This window comes from Streptomyces himalayensis subsp. himalayensis (assembly GCF_013778455.1).
In the GTDB taxonomy this organism is placed as follows: domain Bacteria; phylum Actinomycetota; class Actinomycetes; order Streptomycetales; family Streptomycetaceae; genus Streptomyces; species Streptomyces himalayensis.
Genome location: NZ_JACEHE010000005.1, coordinates 200,179 through 217,549 on the forward strand (window position 1 = coordinate 200,179; position 17,371 = coordinate 217,549).

Below are 17,371 nucleotides of genomic sequence, written 5' to 3' on the forward strand. Positions count from 1 at the left end.
CGTGCGGATTTTAGGTGCGGGTCCACGATACGGCGGGGGTGGGCGGGTTTCTTTCCCCAGACCCGCCCCTTCCCGAAACCGGGGGCACCTGCCCCGGACCCCTCCCGGGTGCGGGTGCGTCCTGGTTTTGTGCCCACCCGTTCCGCCCTGCGGAACGCCTGCCCACAAAACCAGGACGCCTGCCACAAACCAGCGACGGGCTACTTCTCCGTTACTCCCGCCGAGTCGAACGTCGCCACCTCGTGCATGGCCCGTGCTGCGCTCTGGACCAGGGGCAGGGCCAAGAGGGCGCCCGTGCCCTCGCCCAGGCGGAGGTCCAGGTCGACCAGGGGGCGCAGGCCCAGCTTGTTGAGGGCTGCCATGTGGCCCGGCTCGGCGCTGCGGTGGCCCGCGATGCAGGCGGCCAGCACCTCGGGGGCGATCGCACGGGCCACCAGCGCGGCGGCGCCCGCGCTCACGCCGTCGAGGATGACGGGCGTACGCAGCGACGCGCCGCCCAGCAACAGGCCCGCCATCGCCGCGTGTTCGAGTCCGCCGACCGCGGCGAGCACGCCGATCGGGTCGGTCGGGTCGGGCTGGTGGAGCTCCAGTGCGCGACGCACGACCTCGGTCTTCCGGGCCAGCATCTCGTCGTTGATGCCGGTCCCCCGGCCGGTCACCTCGGCCGGGTCGGCGCCCGTGAAGACCGAGATCAGCGCGGCGGACGCCGTGGTGTTGGCGATGCCCATCTCACCGGTGAGCAGCGCCTTGTTGCCTGCGGCCACCAGGTCGCGGGCCGTCTCGATGCCCACCTCGATGGCCGCCCTGACCTCTTCGCGGGTCAGCGCGGGGCCCGTCGTCATGTCGGCGGTGCCTGCGCGCACCTTGCGGGGCAGCAGGCCGGGGGTCGCCGGCAGGTCGGAGGCGACGCCCACGTCGATGATGCAGACCTCGGCGCCCACCTGGTTGGCGAAGGCGTTGCAGACGGCACCGCCGCCGAGGAAGTTGGCCACCATTTGGCCGGTGACCTCCTGCGGCCAGGGGGTGACGCCCTGGGCGTGCACACCGTGGTCGCCGGCGAAGATCGCGACCGCGGCGGGCTCGGGGATCGGCGGCGGGCACATCCGGGACAGGCCGCAGAGCTGGGCGGAGATGATCTCGAGCATGCCGAGCGCGCCCGAGGGCTTCGTCATGCGCTTCTGGCGCTCCCATGCCTCGCCGAGCGCCTTGGCGTCCAGCGGACGGATGCCCGCGACGGTCTCCGCGAGCAGGTCGTGCGGCTGCTCGCCGGGCAGGGCGCGGCGGCCGTACGTCTCCTCGTGGACGACCCACGACAGCGGGCGGCGCTTGGACCAGCCGGCCTGCATCAACTCCGGCTCCTCCGGGAACTCCTCGACGTATCCGACACAGAGGTACGCGACGACCTCCAGATGTTCGGGCAGGCCGAGCGTACGTACCATCTCGCGCTCGTCGAAGAAACTGACCCAGCCGACGCCGAGACCCTCGGCGCGCGCGGCCAGCCACAGGTTCTCGACGGCGAGCGCCGAGGAGTACGGGGCCATCTGCGGCTGCGTGTGGCGGCCGAGGGTGTGGCGGCCGCCGCGGGTCGGGTCGGCGGTGACGACGATGTTCACCGGGGTCTCGAGGATGGCCTCGATCTTCAGTTCCTTGAACTGCTTGGCGCGGCCCTTGGGCAGCGACTTGGCGTACGCCTCGCGCTGGCGCATGGCCAGTTCGTGCATCGTCTGCCGGGTCTCGGCGGAGCGGATGACGACGAAGTCCCAGGGCTGGGAGTGGCCGACGGACGGCGCGGTGTGCGCCGCCTCCAGCACGCGGAGCAGGACCTCGTGCGGGATGGGGTCGCTGCGGAAGCCGTTGCGGATGTCTCGGCGCTCGCGCATGACGCGCAGGACGGCCTCGCGTTCGGCGTCCTCGTAGCCGGGGGCCGGGGGGCCGGCCTGCTGCCCCGGGATTCCCGCGAGGCCGACGGCCTCGGCCTCTCCCTCTGCCGTGGCCTCGGGGGCCCCCTGTGTGTCGAGGCTGTCCGCGTTCTGTGCGACGAGCGGCTCGGGCTCCTGGACGTCCCTGTCCGGCACGGGTGCGGCCTCCGCGGTGGGAACGGGTGTGGGCTGTTCGCCGTCGCGCGGCGCGGGCACGGTGCCCAGGGGCTCGTGCTCGGGCACGGTGCTGACGGGCTCCTGCTCGGGCACGATGCCGACGGGTTCCTGCTCGGGCACGACCGGGGCGGTGCCCTGTTCGGGGACCGGGGCGACGGCTGTCGCGGGTTCGGGCTGGGACTCCGGCTCGGGGACCGGGGCGACGGCCGGCGCGGGCTCGGGCAGGGACTCCGGCTCGGGCTCGGAATCCTGGGAGGACTCTTCCGCCGTCCCGGCGGCGGGCTCGGCCACGTCGTCCTGTGCCGGCGCGACGGGAGTCTGTGTCTCCGCCAGAGTGACGGTCGTCTCCCCGGCCGGTGCTACCGGCGTCCCGTCGGCCAGTGCGTCCGGCGTCGCCTCAGCCGGTGCGACGGGTGTTTCCTCGGCCGGTACGACGACGGTGTCGTCCGCGTCCTGTACGGCGGACGGCTCCTCTGCCGGTACGACGGCGGACTCGTCCACCGTTACGGCGACGGGGGCACCGACCTGGGTGTCGGCCGGGGCGGCGATGGGCTCGGCAACGGGCTCCGGGGCCACGGCGACCGGCTGCGGCGCCTCCTCGGTGGGCTCCGCCGTCTCGGCGTTCGCGACGACGGTGGCTTCGGCCTGCTCCTCCAGGGCAGGCACGGGCGGCACCTTCAGGGCGTGCGGCGGCGTGGGCGCCAGGTGCGGCGTGGTCGGCACCGAGCCCTCGACGGGCACGAACTCGCCGATCGGCTGGGCACCGTGGGCCTCGAGCGCCGACGCGACCGGCACCTCGCCGGACCCGGCAGGCAGTACGCCAGACGCCTCGGGCAGCACGCCGGACCCCTCGGGCAGTACATCAGACCCGTCGGGCAGCACGCCGGACCCGTCAGGCAGTACGTCGGACCCCTCGGGCACGCCGGACGCCTCGAGTTGCGTACTGGCGCCCTCGGTGTGCAGGGCGACGCCGGTCGGCGCGGCAGGGGTTTCGGCGACGGCCTGGACATCCGCGGCCGCAAAGGCGATACCCGCCTGCACCTCGTCGCGCGTGGCCGGAATCTGCTGAGCCTGGTCGGCGTGGGCGAGCGGATCGCCCTGCGCCACCGGCATCGCCTCGTCCGTCAGCGTTCCCGGATACGACTGCTCGTGTGAGCCATGCGTAGCGTCGGAGAACCCGGCGGACTGCTCCGCCTGCACGGTGTCCGACTGCACGGTGTCCGAGGCGAACGGGGTGTTCAGGGCCTGCGCTTCGTGCGGAACGTGCACCGGCTCGGCTTCCCGCGTGAGGTCGAGGGAGAACTGCTCACCGGTCGACGGCGGGCCCGCCGGGGCGGACTCGTCCGCGTACGCGAACTGGCCGGATTCGGCCGTGAATACGGAGGCCGAGGGCGGGGTCGTGACAGGGAACGCGTGCGCCCCGGCATCCGGAGCGGGCGCCTGGCCCGGCTGCGGGTGGGCGTCGGCGGCGTGCGTGAACTGGGCCCCGTCCGCAGCCTGCTGAGCGACGTACCCCGCGTGAGCGGCCGCCACGCCCGCGTGCTGAGCCTGCACGTCTTGTCCGCCGTGCGGCGCGTACGCGAACTCCGCGGGGGCCTGCTGCGCATATGCGGGGTCTCCGCTCTGCGGCGGCTGCACTGCCTCTTCACCGCGCTGAATCTGCGCCGCCGCATCGGCGCCCGATGCAAGCGATCCGGCGTCCATAGCGTGCGCTGACTGACCGGCGTCCATGGCATGCGTCGGCTGCCCGACGCCCGCTGCAGACGGGTCGAGGGTCGCGTCTGTGGCGGCCGGGTCGAGCGCCGCGTCCGTAATAGACGGGGCCAGGGCCGCGTCCGCGGCATCCGGCACATCGGCGCCGGCCGTCGGCGCAGGCTGCGCGGAGGTGTCCGGACCGACCGTTTCTGCGGGGGTTCCATGGACGGCGGCAACTGCCTCGGGGTGAGCCTGAGGTGCCCACGCCGTGGCAGCGCCAGGCGCGGTCTCACCGGTTGCCTGCGCCACGGAGGAACCGGTGCCGGCACCCGGAATGTCGAGGTATTCGGGACCGCTGGTCGGCGGGCCCGCGTGGCGCCCGGACACCGGGGTGGGCGGCCTGCTGGCAGGGCCACGGTCGGCGAGCGAACGTACAGGGCTCGCGCTGCTGTCCGGCACGGGCGGGCCGAGGTGCAGCGGGCGACGCACCACCGGCGAGGGCGAGGGTGCCGGGGCGGGGACACGGACGCCGCTCAGGTCGACCGAGCCGCTGTCTCTGCCCGCCATCTCGTGCGGACCGGGCTCGTGGGCGACGGCGGCGGGCGCGGGCGTCTGCCCCTCGCTCCATGCTCCCTGGGCGCCCGGCATCAACAGCAGGTCGTCGTCATCGGCGGGGTTCTCGGAGGGACCGAGGTAGGTGTACGCACCGGGCGCGGAGACGCCTGGCTGCTCCACCATGCCTGCGCTCTCCGGCAGTCCCTCGCCCGGGCCCTGGCCGGTGTCGGTCATGCGTACCCCTCGCCCATCGGTTAGTGCTTCTTCGGCCGTTCCCAGCCTTCGGCCGGGAAGCCCCTGTGCCCGGAGCGGCGCACCGACCGCCCGTCATGAAGAACGAGCGTGCGCGCCACGCGGCACGAACGGACCGCCGGCAATGCCGTCAACCGGCATTGTTCCGGTCGGACCGCCACCGCGGCAGCCCGATGCGCCACGGCCCGCTGTGGACTGCGCCACGTCGCGCGCCCTCCGGCCCTGCCGTACCACACACACCCCCAAAACGGGCGCGCTTTCCGGACATTGACCAACGAACCATCAGTCACCCGAGTGCAGTACAACGATCGGCCAGCCTACCGCGCACCGTGTGGTCACAGGGGCACGGGGGCGCCCGTTCGGCCCCATCTGTCACAAGACCGACACTCTTCAGCGAGGCGGCTCGATCCGCCCTTCCCGGACGCCCGCGAGCAGGAAGGCAACCGTCCGGTTTTTCTCGGTCCACGCGCGCGTGTCGAGTTCGACGGACTGGAGCAGTGCGCACTCGACGGCGTATCCGTGCTCCATCAGGTCACGGCCGATGAGTTCGGCCTCGTCGCGCGTCGCGGCGTGCGTGACGATCCGTTCGGGGCGGCGGTCGGCGACGGCGGAGACCACCGCCACTCCCCCGCCCCCGACGCGTACGACATCGGGTTCGGGAAGGTCCTCCAGGATGTGCGGCGCGGCGCCGTGCACGATCTGCGGCTGGACGCCGAAGCGGCGGGCGGCGGCGAGGGTGCGGGCGCATGCGTCGCTGTCGCGGTCGACGGCGATGACGGCCGCGCCGAAACGTGCGGCCTCCGTGGCGAAGGCGCCGCTGCCGGAGCCGATGTCCCAGACCAGGTCGCCCACGCGCGGGCCGAGGCGGGCGAGTTGGGCGGCGCGCATGCGGTCCGTCTCGCCCTCGTCGGGATCGCTGCCGTACTCCTCGGCGGGCAGCGCCCAGCCGCGCGACGGGGGACCGCCGGGGCCCTCGGTCACGGGGATGGCCGTCTGGTCGCGGCCGGCGATCCAGCTGCCGTTCTCCGACGCGGTGACGGGACCGCCGATGACGATGACGACGTTGGGGTCGCGCCAGGTGTGGTCGGCGGCCTTGTCGGAGGTGACGACGGTGACCTGTTCGCGCTCCGTGCCGAGCTCCTCGCAGATGACGAAGGTGCGGTGCACGCCTTCCAGGAGAAGGCCGAGTTCGGCGGGGCCCGCGCCGGGAGAGGTGAGGACGGCGACCTTCGTGTGGGCGCGGCACACGTTCACGGCGCGCCGCAGGGTGCGGGGGTGGGCGACGACGATCTGCGCGTCGTCCCAGGGCATTCCGGCGCGGGCGAACGCTGTGGCCACGGAGGAGACGGCGGGCACCACTTCGACCTCGAGGCCGAATTCGGGGGCGCGGAGAGTGCGTACGACACCGAAGAAGCCCGGGTCGCCGTCGGCCAGTACCACGGCGGTGCCGCGGTGGGCGGCGATACGGCGGGCGGCGAGGGAGACGCTGCCGAGCCGGATCCGCTCGGCGGCCGCCGGCACTTCGGGAAGCGCCAGATGGTGTCCCGCGCCGGCCACGAGCGTGGCCGCGGCGAGCGCGGAGCGCGCCGCGTCGGTCAGCGGCGAACCGTCCCAGCCGATCACCGTGACCCGGTCGGCCATCGTCGTCAGTCTCCCGAGGGTTCTCGCAGGTCGTCAGGGGGCGCACGACGGCGCCCGAGGGCACCGTGAGCGTACCTGGTGGACGTGGCCGGCGGCTCTCGGAGGTGGCGGGAGCCGGCGCGCCAGGTCAGGACCAGTCGGAGAACGCGGTGAAACCGCCCGTTTCGGAGAGCTGGTCGATGACACCGTCGAGGTCCTCCGGGAGGAGGCTCCACACGATGAGGTCGGTACGGACGTCGGTCCAGCCGCTCTCGGTTCTGGTGCGCGCTATCCAGGCGCCCCGCAGCACGCCCTCGCTGATACAGCCGATCTTCTGCGCGACCTGCTGCGACGCGGTGTTGTCGGCCGCCGTGCGCAGCTCCAGGCGCTCGAACTTCTGGTCGTGGAAAAGCCACTGGGCGGTGGCGAGAGCCGCCTCGGACGCATAGCCCTCGCCGCGGGCCCAGGGTGCGATGACGTAACTGATCTCACTTGAGCGCACCCGCCAGTCGGTGTGGTGCAGATGCACGATGCCGACCAGGCGCTGGGTGAGGAACTCGGTGACGGCGAGCACGATGCCGCGGCCCTCGGTGCGCTCGGCGGGTGCCGTCACGGTGATCAGCACCCGGGCGTCGGCCTCGGTGTAGGGATGGGGGAAGGAGGTCCAGGCGGTGACGAGCTCGTCGTTCATCATCTCGGCGAGGGCGGGGACGTCCGCTTCCTCGAACGGGCGCAGTACCAACCGCTCCGTGCTGATGGAGATGTCGGGGAACCCCGAGATGGCTGTCGTCATGCGCTGCTCCGTAACCGTCAGGAACCGTAAGCCCGGTAGAGCCTTGAGCCCGGTAGACCATAAGCCCTCTTGGCCGTAAGCCTGTTGACCGTAAGCCCTGGTGTGAATGCCCCAGCATGCAGCATCGCGGCGCAGAACTGCACCATGGGGTCCGCTCCGGTTCAGGAGCGGACCCCATGGTGGCGATCTGGTGGCGATCTGGTGGCGACCGGGACTCAGCCGGCGGTGACCGGCAGGACCGAGCCCTTGTACTTGTCCTCGATGAACTTCTTCACCTCGGACGACTTGAGCAGCTTCACCAGCTTCTCGACCCGCGGGTCGTCCTCGTCGCCCTTCTTGACGGCGAGGATGTTGGCGTAGGGGTTGTTCTCCGCGGACTCCAGGTGGATGGCGTCCTCGGTGGGGCTGAGGCCCGCGTCCTGGGCGAAGTTGTTGTTGATGACGGCCGCGCCGACGTCGTCCAGGGAGCGGGGCAGCTGCGCGGGCTCCAGCTCCTTGATGACGAGCTTCTTCGGGTTGGACACGATGTCCGCCGGGGAAGCGTCCGTCCCCGCGTCCTTCTTGAGCTCGATGACGCCCTGGGCGGCGAGGAGCTTCAGCGCCCGGCCCTCGTTGGTCGTGTCGTTGGGTACGCCGACGGTGGCGCCGTCCGGGAGGGCGGCGACGTCCTTGACCTTCTTGGAGTACACGCCCATGGGGGGCAGGTACGCCTGCACGACGGGGACCAGATCCGTGCCCTTGGACTCGTTGAAGTCGTCGAGGAACGGCTTGTTCTGGTACAGGTTGGCGTCGAGCGTGCCCTCGTTGAGCGCGGTGTTCGGGAGGACGTAGTCCGTGAACTCCTTGATCTCCAGGTCGAGGCCGTTCTTCTCGGCGAGGTTGTCCTTGATGTACGAGAGGACCTCGCCGGCCGGGACCGCGGTGGCGCCGACGACCAGGGTGCCCTTGTCGTCACCGCCCTCGGACGTGGAGCCCGAGCCGCAGGCCGTCAGGCCGAGGGCCAGAGCTATGCCCGCGGCCGCGGCAGGGATCGCTGTCTTGCGCATGGTGTGACTGCCTCCGTTGCTCGGCTGGGAATCAGAACGACGCGATGACGGAGCCGGCGTACTTGTCCTCGATGAACTTCTTCACCTCGTCGGACGTGAGGAGCTTGGCCAGCTTCTTCACGCGCGGGTCCGACTCGTTGCCCTCCTTGACGGCGAGGAAGTTGCCGTAGGGGTTGTTGTCCGCGGACTCGAGGACCAGGGCGTCCTCGGACGGCTTGAGGTCCGCCTCGATGGCGTAGTTGCCGTTGACCACCGCGGCGTCGACGTCGTTCAGGGAGCGCGGGGTCTGGGCCGCCTCCAGCTCCTTGAACTGCAGGTTCTTCGGGTTCTTCGCGATGTCCTTGGGGGTCGCCTCGTTGCCCACGCCGTCCTTGAGCGTGATGATCCCGTTGGCGTCGAGCAGCTTGAGCGCACGCGCCTCGTTCACCGTGTCGTTCGGGACGGCGATGGTGGCACCGCTCTTGAGGTCGTCGGCCGACTTGATCTTGTTCGAGTAGAGGCCGAGCGGCTCCAGGTGGACCGTCACGACGGGCACGATGTGGGTGCCGTTCTTCTTGTTGAAGTCGTCGAGGTACGGCTGGTTCTGGAAGTAGTTGGCGTCCACGGACCCGTCCTCGGTCGCCGTGTTCGGCGTGACGTAGTCGGTGAACTCCTTGACCTCGAGGTCGAGGCCCTCGTCCTTCGCCAGGTTGTCCTTGACGAAGTTGAGGATCTCGGCGTGCGGGGTCGGGCTGGCGGCGACGACCAGGGGTTCGGAGGCGTCGGCCTTGGCGCCCGAGTCGGAGTCCGAACCGCAGGCGGTGAGCCCGAAGGTGAGGGCTCCGGCAGCGAGGACGGCGGTCGTGATCTTGGCGGTGTTACGCACGAAAAGTGCCTTTCTCCATGGGTGGTGCGACCCCCCGTAGCAGGGCCGGCGCGCAGCGCCGTCGTTGAGGGGTAGTGGTCGGGTGACGGGTGGGCGGGCGGGGAGATCTGGGGGAGCCGTGATTCCGGTCCGAGGGCTCAGGGGACCTTGGTCACCTCGGCGGCCGGGGCCCTGTCGGCCTCCGTGGCCTGGGCGGGGATGGCGGCGGGCGTGTCCCCGACAGACGTGGTCTCGGTCCTGAGGAACCTCAGCTTCGGCGCGGATCCGGAGCGGCCACCCCGCCGGTGCAGCCCGCGTGCGGCGTAGTCGCCGGCGAACTGGATGACGGAGATGACCACGGCGAGGATCGCGACGGTGATCCACATCAGCCCGGTCTCGAACCGCTGGTAGCCGTAGCGGATGGCGATGTCGCCGAGGCCGCCCGCGCCGACGGTGCCGGCCATCGCCGAGTAGCCGATGAGCGCGACGACGGTCGTGGTGGCGCTGGAGATCAGCGACGGCAGCGACTCGGGCACGAGGACCTTGCGTACGACGGTCCAGGTGTTGCCGCCCATCGCCTGCACGGCCTCTACCAGACCGCCGTCCACCTCGCGGACAGCCGTCTCGACCAGCCGTGCGAAGAACGGGATGGCGCCGATCGCGAGCGGCACGATCGCGGCCTCACGGCCGATGGTGGTGCCGGTGATCCAGCGGGTGAAGCCCATCAGCGCCACCATCAGGATGATGAAGGGCATGGAGCGGGCGACGTTGACGATCTGCCCGATCACCTTGTTCAGGACGGTGTTCTGCAGCAGCCCGCCCTTGTCCGTGAGGACGAGCAGGACGCCGAGCGGCAGGCCGCCGACGATCGCGATGAGCGTCGACCAGCCGACCATGTAGAGCGTGTCCCAACACGCCTGGGACAGCAGCGGCTGCATCTCCGACCAGGTCACTTGGCACCTTCCTTCAGCAGCACGGGCTCCTGGCCCTGGACGTCGATCTGCAGCCCCTGCTCGCGCAGGAAGCCGATCGGCACGACGTTGTCCTCGTAGCGGCCGGGCAGTTCGATGCGCATGCGGCCGACCTGCTTGCCGGCGACGGTGTCCATCGCGGCGCCGAGGATCGAGATGTCGATGTTGTACGTACGGGAGAGCTGCGAGATCACGGGCTGGGTCGCGGACTCGCCGTGGAAGGTGACGTCGACGACGGTGCGGTCGTCACCGGTGGCGTCGCCGCTGACCGGGAAGAGCGCCGCGGCCAGCTCCGAGCCAGGGGTGGCCAGAAGCTCGCTGACGGTGCCGGACTCGATGATCCGGCCCTTCTCCATGAGGGCGGCCGAGTCGCAGATGGACTTGACGACGTCCATCTCGTGCGTGATGAGCAGGACGGTCAGACCGAGCTGCTGGTTGAGGTCGCGCAGCAGCTGGAGGATGGAGCGTGTCGTCTCGGGGTCGAGGGCGCTTGTGGCCTCGTCCGAGAGCAGCACCTTCGGGTCGCCGGCGAGGGCGCGGGCGATGCCGACGCGCTGCTTCTGGCCACCGGAGAGCTGGGCCGGGTAGGCCTTCGCCTTGTCGGACAGGCCGACCAGGTCGAGGAGTTCGAGGGCCTTGCGGGAGCGCTCCTTGCCGGAGACTCCGAGAATCTCCAAGGGCAGCTCGACGTTGTCCTGGACGGTGCGTGAGGACAGCAGGTTGAAGTGCTGGAAGACCATGCCGATGCGGCTGCGGGCCTCGCGCAGGGCCTTGCCGGCGCGCGGGCCGCGGCCGGCCAGGGCGGTGAGGTCCTGTCCCGCGACGGTCACAGTGCCGGCGGTGGGACGCTCCAGGAGGTTGACGCAGCGGATGAGCGAGGACTTTCCGGCGCCGCTCTGGCCGATGACGCCGTACACCTCGCCTTCGCGGACGTGGAGGTCGACGCCGTCGAGGGCAGTCACCTCGCGGCCGCGTGAGCGGTAGACCTTGGTGAGGCCCGATGTGGTGATCACGTGTGTTTCCGTCACTGTCGAGTGCGCGGCGCGAAATGGCGGCCGGCACGGGGCATTCATGGTCGGAACGCGGCACGGTTCTCGCGCATGGCGATGGGAACCGGGGAGAAGCGTGTGCGCGGGGCAGGCTCAGTCCGTGCGTGGTGGCAGGCTGCTGTCAGGACGTGCGGATCAGCGTGTGCAGTCACCTACGGACATGGGCTGGGCAGTCTCGCTTCGGGGCGCGAGTCTCTCGGCGGTGCTGGGGCCCTCAGAAGGCGCACATTCGACACATACAACGAGCACCGGGCGTCGTGATCGCCTCGGTCGCAAGGGTGCGGCAGCTCGTCGTGGTCATGAACCCAGTAAACCAGACGTCTTGAGGGGACCGGCGCGCACTGTCCGAATAGCGGACAGTGCTGGACGCCGGTCCCCTTCGGCTACGCCCCCTGAAGCGCCGCGCATGACCTGCGGGGACGCGGCGCGAACGGCTTCGACGACGATGGCCCCGGCGGGTCCGGGGAGCCGCTGTGCGGGTAATGGTGTGGTCAATGCCACCATCGCCGTCCGGTGGACGCGGCCCGCCGGAGGCACCCCAGGGGCGACCGCATCGGGCCGTCCGGCCCGTAATAGGCTCGCCGCATGCTTGATGCCCTGACGGTCGCGACCAGCGTCGCCGCGCTCGCGCTGGCCGCCTGGTGCGGTTTCGCCGCCTATCGTGACCAGCCGACCAAGGACTGGCACTTCATCGGCATGGCCGTGGTGTCGCTGCTCGCCCTCGTCCAGCTGATCGTCGGGATCGTCCAGTTGGTGCGCGGCGAGAAGCCGGAGCAGGGCACGACGATCTTCGTGGGGTATCTGCTGGGCGCGCTCGCGTGCATTCCGGCCGTGGGCTTCATGTCGCTGGCGGAGCGCACCCGCTGGGGTTCGGTGACGGTCGCGGCGGGCGGCGTGGTGCTGGCCGTGCTCGAGGTGCGGCTCTACGACATCTGGGGAGGCTGAGGTGGCCGTGTCCGAGGAGAACGGGACCGTGGCCGGTCAGCAGAAGACCCGCCCCCGGCTGATCAGCGGCCCGGGCATGCTGCTGGTGTGGCTGTACGGCGTGATGGTGGTCGGCGCGGTGTCGCGCTCGATCGTCCAGATCGCGACCGAGTTCGACCACGCCCCGCTCGCGTACTCGTTGTCCGCGATCGCAGGCGTCGTGTACGGCTTCATCACGTACTCGCTCGTACGCGGCGGGGAGACGGCCCGCAGGGCGGCGCTGGTGTGCTGCGCCGCCGAGCTCGCGGGCGTGCTGATCGTGGGGACGTGGACGCTGGTGGAGCCGTCCGCCTTCCCGGATGCCACGGTCTGGTCGGACTACGGCATGGGCTATCTGTTCATCCCGGTGCTCCTGCCGGTGACCGCGATGTTCTGGCTGCGCAGGGCTCGCGGAGCGGCGGGCGCCGAGAGCTAGTGCCGGCCCTCAGGCGCTGGCGACGAAAGCGTTCGCCGCCACGTCCTTGGACAGCGTCACCATCGTGAGCCGGTCATGGACGCGCTCGGTGCCGACGGGGGCGTATCCGTGCTTGCGGTACAGCCGCAGATTGCCCTCGCTCCGGTGGCCGGTGAAGAGCTCGAAGCGCCGTACCGTGCCGTCCTCGCCGAGCCGTTCCTCTATGGCGTTCAGCAACCGCCCGCCGAGGCCGTGCCGCTGCATCCGCGGATGGACGATCAGCTTGTTGATGTGTGCCGTTGCGTCGGAGGCCACGGTGGCGCGCACCGACGCCACCACCTCGTCGCCGAGCCGCGCCACCAGCACGCTTCCGTCGCGCAGTTCGGCCTTGATGGAGTCGAGGGGCTGGGTGAGCGGCTCGATGGAGTAGTCGCCGTACAGCTCGGCCTCGCTCTGGTAGCACAGGTACTGCAGTTTGAGGATCTGTTCGGCGTCCTGCTCGGTCGCCTCCGAGATGGTCACGCTCATGCCCATGTGTGCATGCCTCCCGCTCACCTGCTCCGCCGGTTGTCCCTCACTCTTTTCCCAGAGCGCCGTGAGGTGCAACCTCCGCCGCCAGCAATCTGCGTAGACATCCCAGACATCGGGAACGTTCCGGGCCAAGGCTGCCCTGTGAGATACCCAACTCCCCCGCTATCTCCTGGTAGGTGAGGTCGCGGGGCGACAGCAGCGCCGCGACCAGCCGGGCGCAGCGGCCGGACAGCCCCCGCACCGCTTTGCGCAGGGCCCGGCGCCGGGCCGCTGCCAGGGCGAGGTGTTCGGGGCCGGGCCCTGTGTCGTCGGCCGGCTCGGCGGTGTACGGGAGTTCGTGCCGCGTCACCTGACGGAGACGGTGTGCTTCGGCACGGACGGCGTCGCGCAGCCAGGACGCCGGATCTCCGGGCGGGCCTTCGGTCTCCACGTGCTCCAGGAGACGCAGCCAGACGGCCTGTTCGAGGTCGCCGGGCTCGGTACCGGCGTCGGCTTCCGCCGATGCCTCGGCGGCCAGCAGGGGGCGCAGGGCGCCGACCATGTCGTACGGCGTGGCGAGGGTCATGCCGGGCAGAACGCGCCCGCCCCGGCATGCGGTTGCCGGGGCGGCCGTCTGTCATTCCATCAGGGGCGGAACGCTCAGCCGTTGACGAAGTCGCCGTGGGCGAGCAGCCCGGTGTCGGGGTTGTCGGTGAAGACCCCGTCGATGCCGGTGGCGAAGTAGGTCTTGAAGGCGCCGAAGGCGTCTCCGTAGGCGTCCGGGTCCGTGCCCTTCCTGAAGTCCGCGGGCAGGAAGGGGTTCTCGTTGCGCATCGTGTACGGGTGGAGGATCAGCCCCTCCGCGTGCGCGTCCGCCACCAGGGTGGTCGGCGTGGTGAGCTTGCCGGTCGTGTCCCTCGGGATGATCAGATCGAGGGTCGGCCCGATGCCCTGGGCGTAGGAGGCGATCCACTTCAGGCCCTCGGGCTTGACGAGGTCGGCGACCGTGCGCGGGTCGCCCGCCTCGACGAAGTCCCAGGGGCGGGAGCTCGCCGAGGACAGCAGCACGACGAGCGGGTTGTCGACGAGCTTGTCCAGGCGCTGGATGCTGCTCGGCTCGAAGGACTGGAGGATGACCGGCGAGTTCCTCTTGTCCTTGCCGTACTTGCGCAGCAGCCTGGCGACCCGCTCCTCCAGGCCGAGGCCCAGCTTGCGGAAGTAGGTGGGGTGCTTGAGCTCGGGGTAGATCCAGACCTGGCGGCCGCGCCCCCGGGTCTGCTCGTCCTGCCACTGGAGCACCTCTTCGAAGGTGGGGATCTCCCAGCGGCCGTTGTAGAGGGTGTTGTGCGGGCGGTTGGCCGGGATGCGCTCCTTGGCGCGCAGGGTCTTCAGCTCGGCGAGCGTGAAGTCCTCGGTGAACCAGCCGGTGGTGGACACCCCGTCGAGGACCTTGGTGGCCTTGCGGTCGGCGAACTCGGGGTGGTCGGCGACGTCCGTGGTGCCGCCGATCTCCGGCTCGTGGCGGCAGACGATGTGCCCGTCCTTGGTGGGCACCAGGTCGCCCGCCTCGACGACGTGGGCACCCATGTCGAGGGCCAGCTCGTACGCGCCGAAGGTGTGCTCAGGCCGGTAGCCGCTGGCGCCGCGGTGCGCGATGACGGTGGGCACGGGCAGGTCCTTGTAGCCCCTGCCCCCGTACTGTTCGGCGGCGGCGGCCGTGCCGGGCAGGCCCATGACGGCCCCGCCCGCACCGAGGACCGCGGCCCCCAGTACCGCGCGCCGGCCGGGGCCCGCTCCCGGCTGCTGCTCCTTCGACCCCTGCGTCCGCTGCGTCGCCATTGAGCGCTCCTCCCCTTGTGGTGCCCTGCACCTGCCAAAGCGGGATCGATCGTAGGTGTCCTCGTGTGACGGGTGGGAGACCTTGGGCGGAACACACGGGTGATGCTGGATGTCGTACTCGCGTTGCCAGTTGACGGAGGGTCGGCCGGCGGAGGAAGAAGCCGCGATGTCCGTCACATCGTGACGACGGGATGTCGGCCGTGCAACGGCACGCCACTGCAGGTAAACATGGGTCAACAGTGCGTATCCAGTCGGTGAACCCGGTGTGCAACCACCGGGGGCCCGCGAGTATCGTCCTCACCTGCAGAGACTCACCCTCGACCCTTGACACCGGAGGACCCGTTGTCCCGCTTCGCGCTCATCAAGGCAGTGCTCGGACCGATCATGCGCCTGATGTTCCGCCCACGGGTCGAGGGCGCTGAGCACATCCCCGGCACCGGCCCGGTCATCCTCGCCGGGAACCACCTCACGTTCATCGACTCGATCGTCCTGCCGCTGGTCTGCGACCGTCAGGTCGTCTTCATCGGCAAGGACGAGTACGTCACGGGCAAGGGCCTCAAGGGCCGCCTGATGGCCTGGTTCTTCACCGGCGTCGGCATGATCCCGGTGGACCGGGACGGTGCGAGCGGCGGTGTCGCGGCACTGATGACCGGCCGGCGTGTGCTCGAGGAGGGCCGGATCTTCGGCATCTACCCGGAGGGCACCCGCTCCCCCGACGGCCGGCTCTACCGCGGCCGTACGGGTATCGCGCGGCTGACCCTGATGACGGGGGCGCCGGTGGTGCCGTTCGCGATGATCGGCACGGACAAGCTGCAGCCGGGCGGTGCGGGGATGCCGCGGCCCGGGCGGGTCACGGTGCGGTTCGGTGAGGCCATGGAGTTCTCGCGGTACGAGGGCATGGACCGTGACCGGTATGTGCTGCGTGCTGTGACGGACTCCGTGATGGCTGAGGTCATGCGGCTGTCGGGGCAGGAGTACGTGGACATGTACGCGACCAAGGCGAAGGCGGCGTAAGCGGTTCCCCGGGGCCGCTTACCGCCTGCGGCGGACGGACGCAACCCACAGCGGGAGCGGCAGGCGGACGGGATGCTGGTCCCATGAAGCCGTTCCTGTTCCTCGATATCGACGGGCCGCTGAATCCGTACATGGCGTTGATCGGGCCCGTGCCGGAGGGGTTCGAGGTTCATCTGACCCGGCCCGAGGGGTGGACGGCGACGCCGTTTCTGCCCGTCCTGCTCCATCCCGGGCACGGCGCTGAGCTGCGGAAGCTGTCCGAGGCGTACGACCTGGTCTGGGCGACCACGTGGATGGACGAGGCCAACGAATGGATCGGCCCCCATCTGGGGCTGCCCCGGCTCCCGTACGTAGCCTGGCGTGAGGTGTTCGGCGGTGCGCAGGACGGCACGTACTGGAAGACGCGGGACATCGTGGCGTACGCGGCGGGGCGGCCCTTCGCCTGGGTCGACGACGAGGTCACGGATGCGGACCGGGACTGGGTCGAGCGCCATCACCCCGCGGACGCGCTGCTGCTGTGGATCGACCCGCGGACCGGCCTGACACAGAAGCACTTCACCGCGCTCGCCTCCTGGGCGGAGGCCCTGACGGCGTGATCCGGCACCCCCGGGTTCGTCAGCTCCAGGGCAGCCGCGCCCTGTGCTGCCAGTACGTCTCGCGGTCCTCGACCAGATCGCCGAGCCGGGCCGTCTGGTCCGCGTCGAGGTCGACGGCCGCGGCGTGCAGATTCGAGGCGAGCTGGTTCGTGGTGGCCGCTCCGGAGAGGACGACTCCGGCCCACGGCTGCTGAAGGATGAGGGCGAGGGCGACCGCGTCGGGGCCGAGGCCCGTCTCCTCGGCCACCGCGTTCAGGACCGCGGGCGCATGCGGGCCTGCGAGTCGGCCGTTGGCCATGCCCTCCTTCACGATCACCGTGAGCCCCGCCTCGTGCGCCTCGGCGAGTGCCGGGCCGGCCGAGGTCTCCAGCGCGTTGTACGTCGCCTGGACGGTGCGGAAGAGCGGCTCGCCGCCGGCCTCGATCTCGAGGGCCGCGCGGATGGCCTCCGCCTGGGCCGGGCCGCTGGTCGACAGGCCCACCGTCACTCCCTCGGCGGCCAGCTCGGCCAGGCGCGCGTGCAGCTCCTTGTCCTCCAGGGCCGGACTGTCGGGCGTCACGGAGTGGATCTGGTACAGGTCGAGCCGGTCGCCGAGCAGCTGCGCGGTCTCGGCGCGCTGGCGGTCGTACGTGGCGACGCTGTGGTCCTTGACCTCGTGCGCCTCGGCGTCGGTGCGCCAGCCCGCGGTGTACGTGTAGCCCCACTTGCTGCCGACGACGACGTCCGTGATGTCGGGGCGGGCGAGGAGCCAGTCGGCGAGGAACTCCTCGGAGCGGCCGTAGGACCGGGCCACGTCGAAGTAGCGGACGCCCTGCGCGTATGCGGCGTCGAGGAGTTCGTGGGTGCGGGTGCGCAGCGCGTCGACGCTGCGTACGGGCGGGAGGTCCTGATCGCGGCCGAGGTTGATGTAGCCCGGGCGGCCTACGGCGGCGAGGCCGAGGCCGATGTGGCACGTGGGAGTGGTGGCAGCAGCGAGTCGGGAGAAGGGCATCGCGGGCTCCGTTCGGTCGGCTCCTTGCGGCTGTCGACCAACGTAACCCGCGATGCCCTTGCGGCTCCCGGATGGGCTCTTCGATACCCCTTACGGCCTAGACCGACCGGCAAATGGGGGGT

15 protein-coding genes are annotated in these 17,371 nt (G+C 70.8%); 4 read left to right on the top strand and 11 right to left on the bottom strand.

Features of this window, described 5'->3' with window-relative positions; all coding sequences use genetic code 11:
• Positions 1 to 200 precede the first annotated feature (200 nt).
• From cobT to H1D24_RS10985, 7 genes are all read right to left on the bottom strand, one after another.
• Positions 201 to 4,580 carry a nicotinate-nucleotide--dimethylbenzimidazole phosphoribosyltransferase gene (gene cobT / locus H1D24_RS10955; RefSeq protein ID WP_181657246.1) on the bottom strand — a complete coding sequence of 1,460 codons (4,380 nt, stop codon included), beginning with the start codon at positions 4,578 to 4,580 and terminating at the stop codon, positions 201 to 203.
• Between the two features lie 408 nt (positions 4,581 to 4,988).
• Positions 4,989 to 6,239 (bottom strand): precorrin-6y C5,15-methyltransferase (decarboxylating) subunit CbiE, encoded by a 1,251-nt coding sequence (cbiE, locus tag H1D24_RS10960; protein WP_181657247.1) that lies wholly within the window; start codon positions 6,237 to 6,239, stop codon positions 4,989 to 4,991.
• Between the two features lie 127 nt (positions 6,240 to 6,366).
• Complete coding sequence (locus H1D24_RS10965) at positions 6,367 to 7,011, bottom strand: GNAT family N-acetyltransferase (protein WP_181657248.1); 645 nt, start codon at positions 7,009 to 7,011, stop codon at positions 6,367 to 6,369.
• Positions 7,012 to 7,226: 215 nt separating this feature from the next.
• Positions 7,227 to 8,057, bottom strand: a complete 831-nt coding sequence (locus H1D24_RS10970) for a MetQ/NlpA family ABC transporter substrate-binding protein (RefSeq protein ID WP_181657249.1) — start codon at positions 8,055 to 8,057, stop codon at positions 7,227 to 7,229.
• 31 nt (positions 8,058 to 8,088) lie between these two features.
• On the bottom strand, positions 8,089 to 8,922 hold the full coding sequence (locus tag H1D24_RS10975; protein WP_181657250.1) for a MetQ/NlpA family ABC transporter substrate-binding protein: 834 nt from the start codon (positions 8,920 to 8,922) through the stop codon (positions 8,089 to 8,091).
• A 137-nt stretch (positions 8,923 to 9,059) separates the two neighbouring features.
• Positions 9,060 to 9,854, bottom strand: coding sequence for a methionine ABC transporter permease (locus H1D24_RS10980; RefSeq protein WP_181657251.1), 795 nt, complete (start codon positions 9,852 to 9,854; stop codon positions 9,060 to 9,062).
• Positions 9,851 to 10,885: a methionine ABC transporter ATP-binding protein gene (locus tag H1D24_RS10985; protein WP_181657252.1), complete on the bottom strand. Its 1,035-nt coding sequence runs from the start codon at positions 10,883 to 10,885 to the stop codon at positions 9,851 to 9,853. Before H1D24_RS10985 ends, H1D24_RS10980 begins: the two co-directional genes overlap by 4 nt.
• A 621-nt stretch (positions 10,886 to 11,506) precedes the next feature.
• Here H1D24_RS10985 and H1D24_RS10990 point away from each other — a divergent pair.
• Both H1D24_RS10990 and H1D24_RS10995 read left to right on the top strand, forming a co-directional pair.
• Positions 11,507 to 11,866, top strand: coding sequence for a hypothetical protein (locus H1D24_RS10990; protein WP_181657253.1), 360 nt, complete (start codon positions 11,507 to 11,509; stop codon positions 11,864 to 11,866).
• A gap of 76 nt (positions 11,867 to 11,942) precedes the next feature.
• Positions 11,943 to 12,320 carry a hypothetical protein gene (locus tag H1D24_RS10995; protein ID WP_181657402.1) on the top strand — a complete coding sequence of 126 codons (378 nt, stop codon included), beginning with the start codon at positions 11,943 to 11,945 and terminating at the stop codon, positions 12,318 to 12,320.
• Between the two features lie 9 nt (positions 12,321 to 12,329).
• On the opposite strand, the gene H1D24_RS11000 is transcribed toward H1D24_RS10995, so the two are convergent.
• From H1D24_RS11000 to H1D24_RS11010, 3 genes are all read right to left on the bottom strand, one after another.
• Positions 12,330 to 12,833 carry a GNAT family N-acetyltransferase gene (locus H1D24_RS11000; RefSeq protein ID WP_181657254.1) on the bottom strand — a complete coding sequence of 168 codons (504 nt, stop codon included), beginning with the start codon at positions 12,831 to 12,833 and terminating at the stop codon, positions 12,330 to 12,332.
• Between the two features lie 40 nt (positions 12,834 to 12,873).
• The gene (locus H1D24_RS11005) at positions 12,874 to 13,395 is read right to left on the bottom strand and encodes an RNA polymerase sigma factor (RefSeq protein WP_181657255.1); all 522 of its coding nucleotides are present in this window, start codon (positions 13,393 to 13,395) and stop codon (positions 12,874 to 12,876) included.
• 74 nt (positions 13,396 to 13,469) lie between these two features.
• Positions 13,470 to 14,648 carry a glycerophosphodiester phosphodiesterase gene (locus tag H1D24_RS11010; protein WP_181657256.1) on the bottom strand — a complete coding sequence of 393 codons (1,179 nt, stop codon included), beginning with the start codon at positions 14,646 to 14,648 and terminating at the stop codon, positions 13,470 to 13,472.
• Between the two features lie 342 nt (positions 14,649 to 14,990).
• Here H1D24_RS11010 and H1D24_RS11015 point away from each other — a divergent pair, with 342 nt between their 5' ends.
• Entirely contained in the window at positions 14,991 to 15,662 is a 672-nt protein-coding gene (locus tag H1D24_RS11015) for a lysophospholipid acyltransferase family protein (RefSeq protein WP_181657403.1), read from the top strand.
• An 83-nt stretch (positions 15,663 to 15,745) separates the two neighbouring features.
• Complete coding sequence (locus H1D24_RS11020) at positions 15,746 to 16,258, top strand: HAD domain-containing protein (protein ID WP_181657257.1); 513 nt, start codon at positions 15,746 to 15,748, stop codon at positions 16,256 to 16,258.
• Positions 16,259 to 16,277: 19 nt separating this feature from the next.
• On the opposite strand, the gene H1D24_RS11025 is transcribed toward H1D24_RS11020, so the two are convergent.
• On the bottom strand, positions 16,278 to 17,249 hold the full coding sequence (locus tag H1D24_RS11025) for an aldo/keto reductase (protein WP_181657258.1): 972 nt from the start codon (positions 17,247 to 17,249) through the stop codon (positions 16,278 to 16,280).
• Between the last annotated feature and the right edge of the window lie 122 nt (positions 17,250 to 17,371).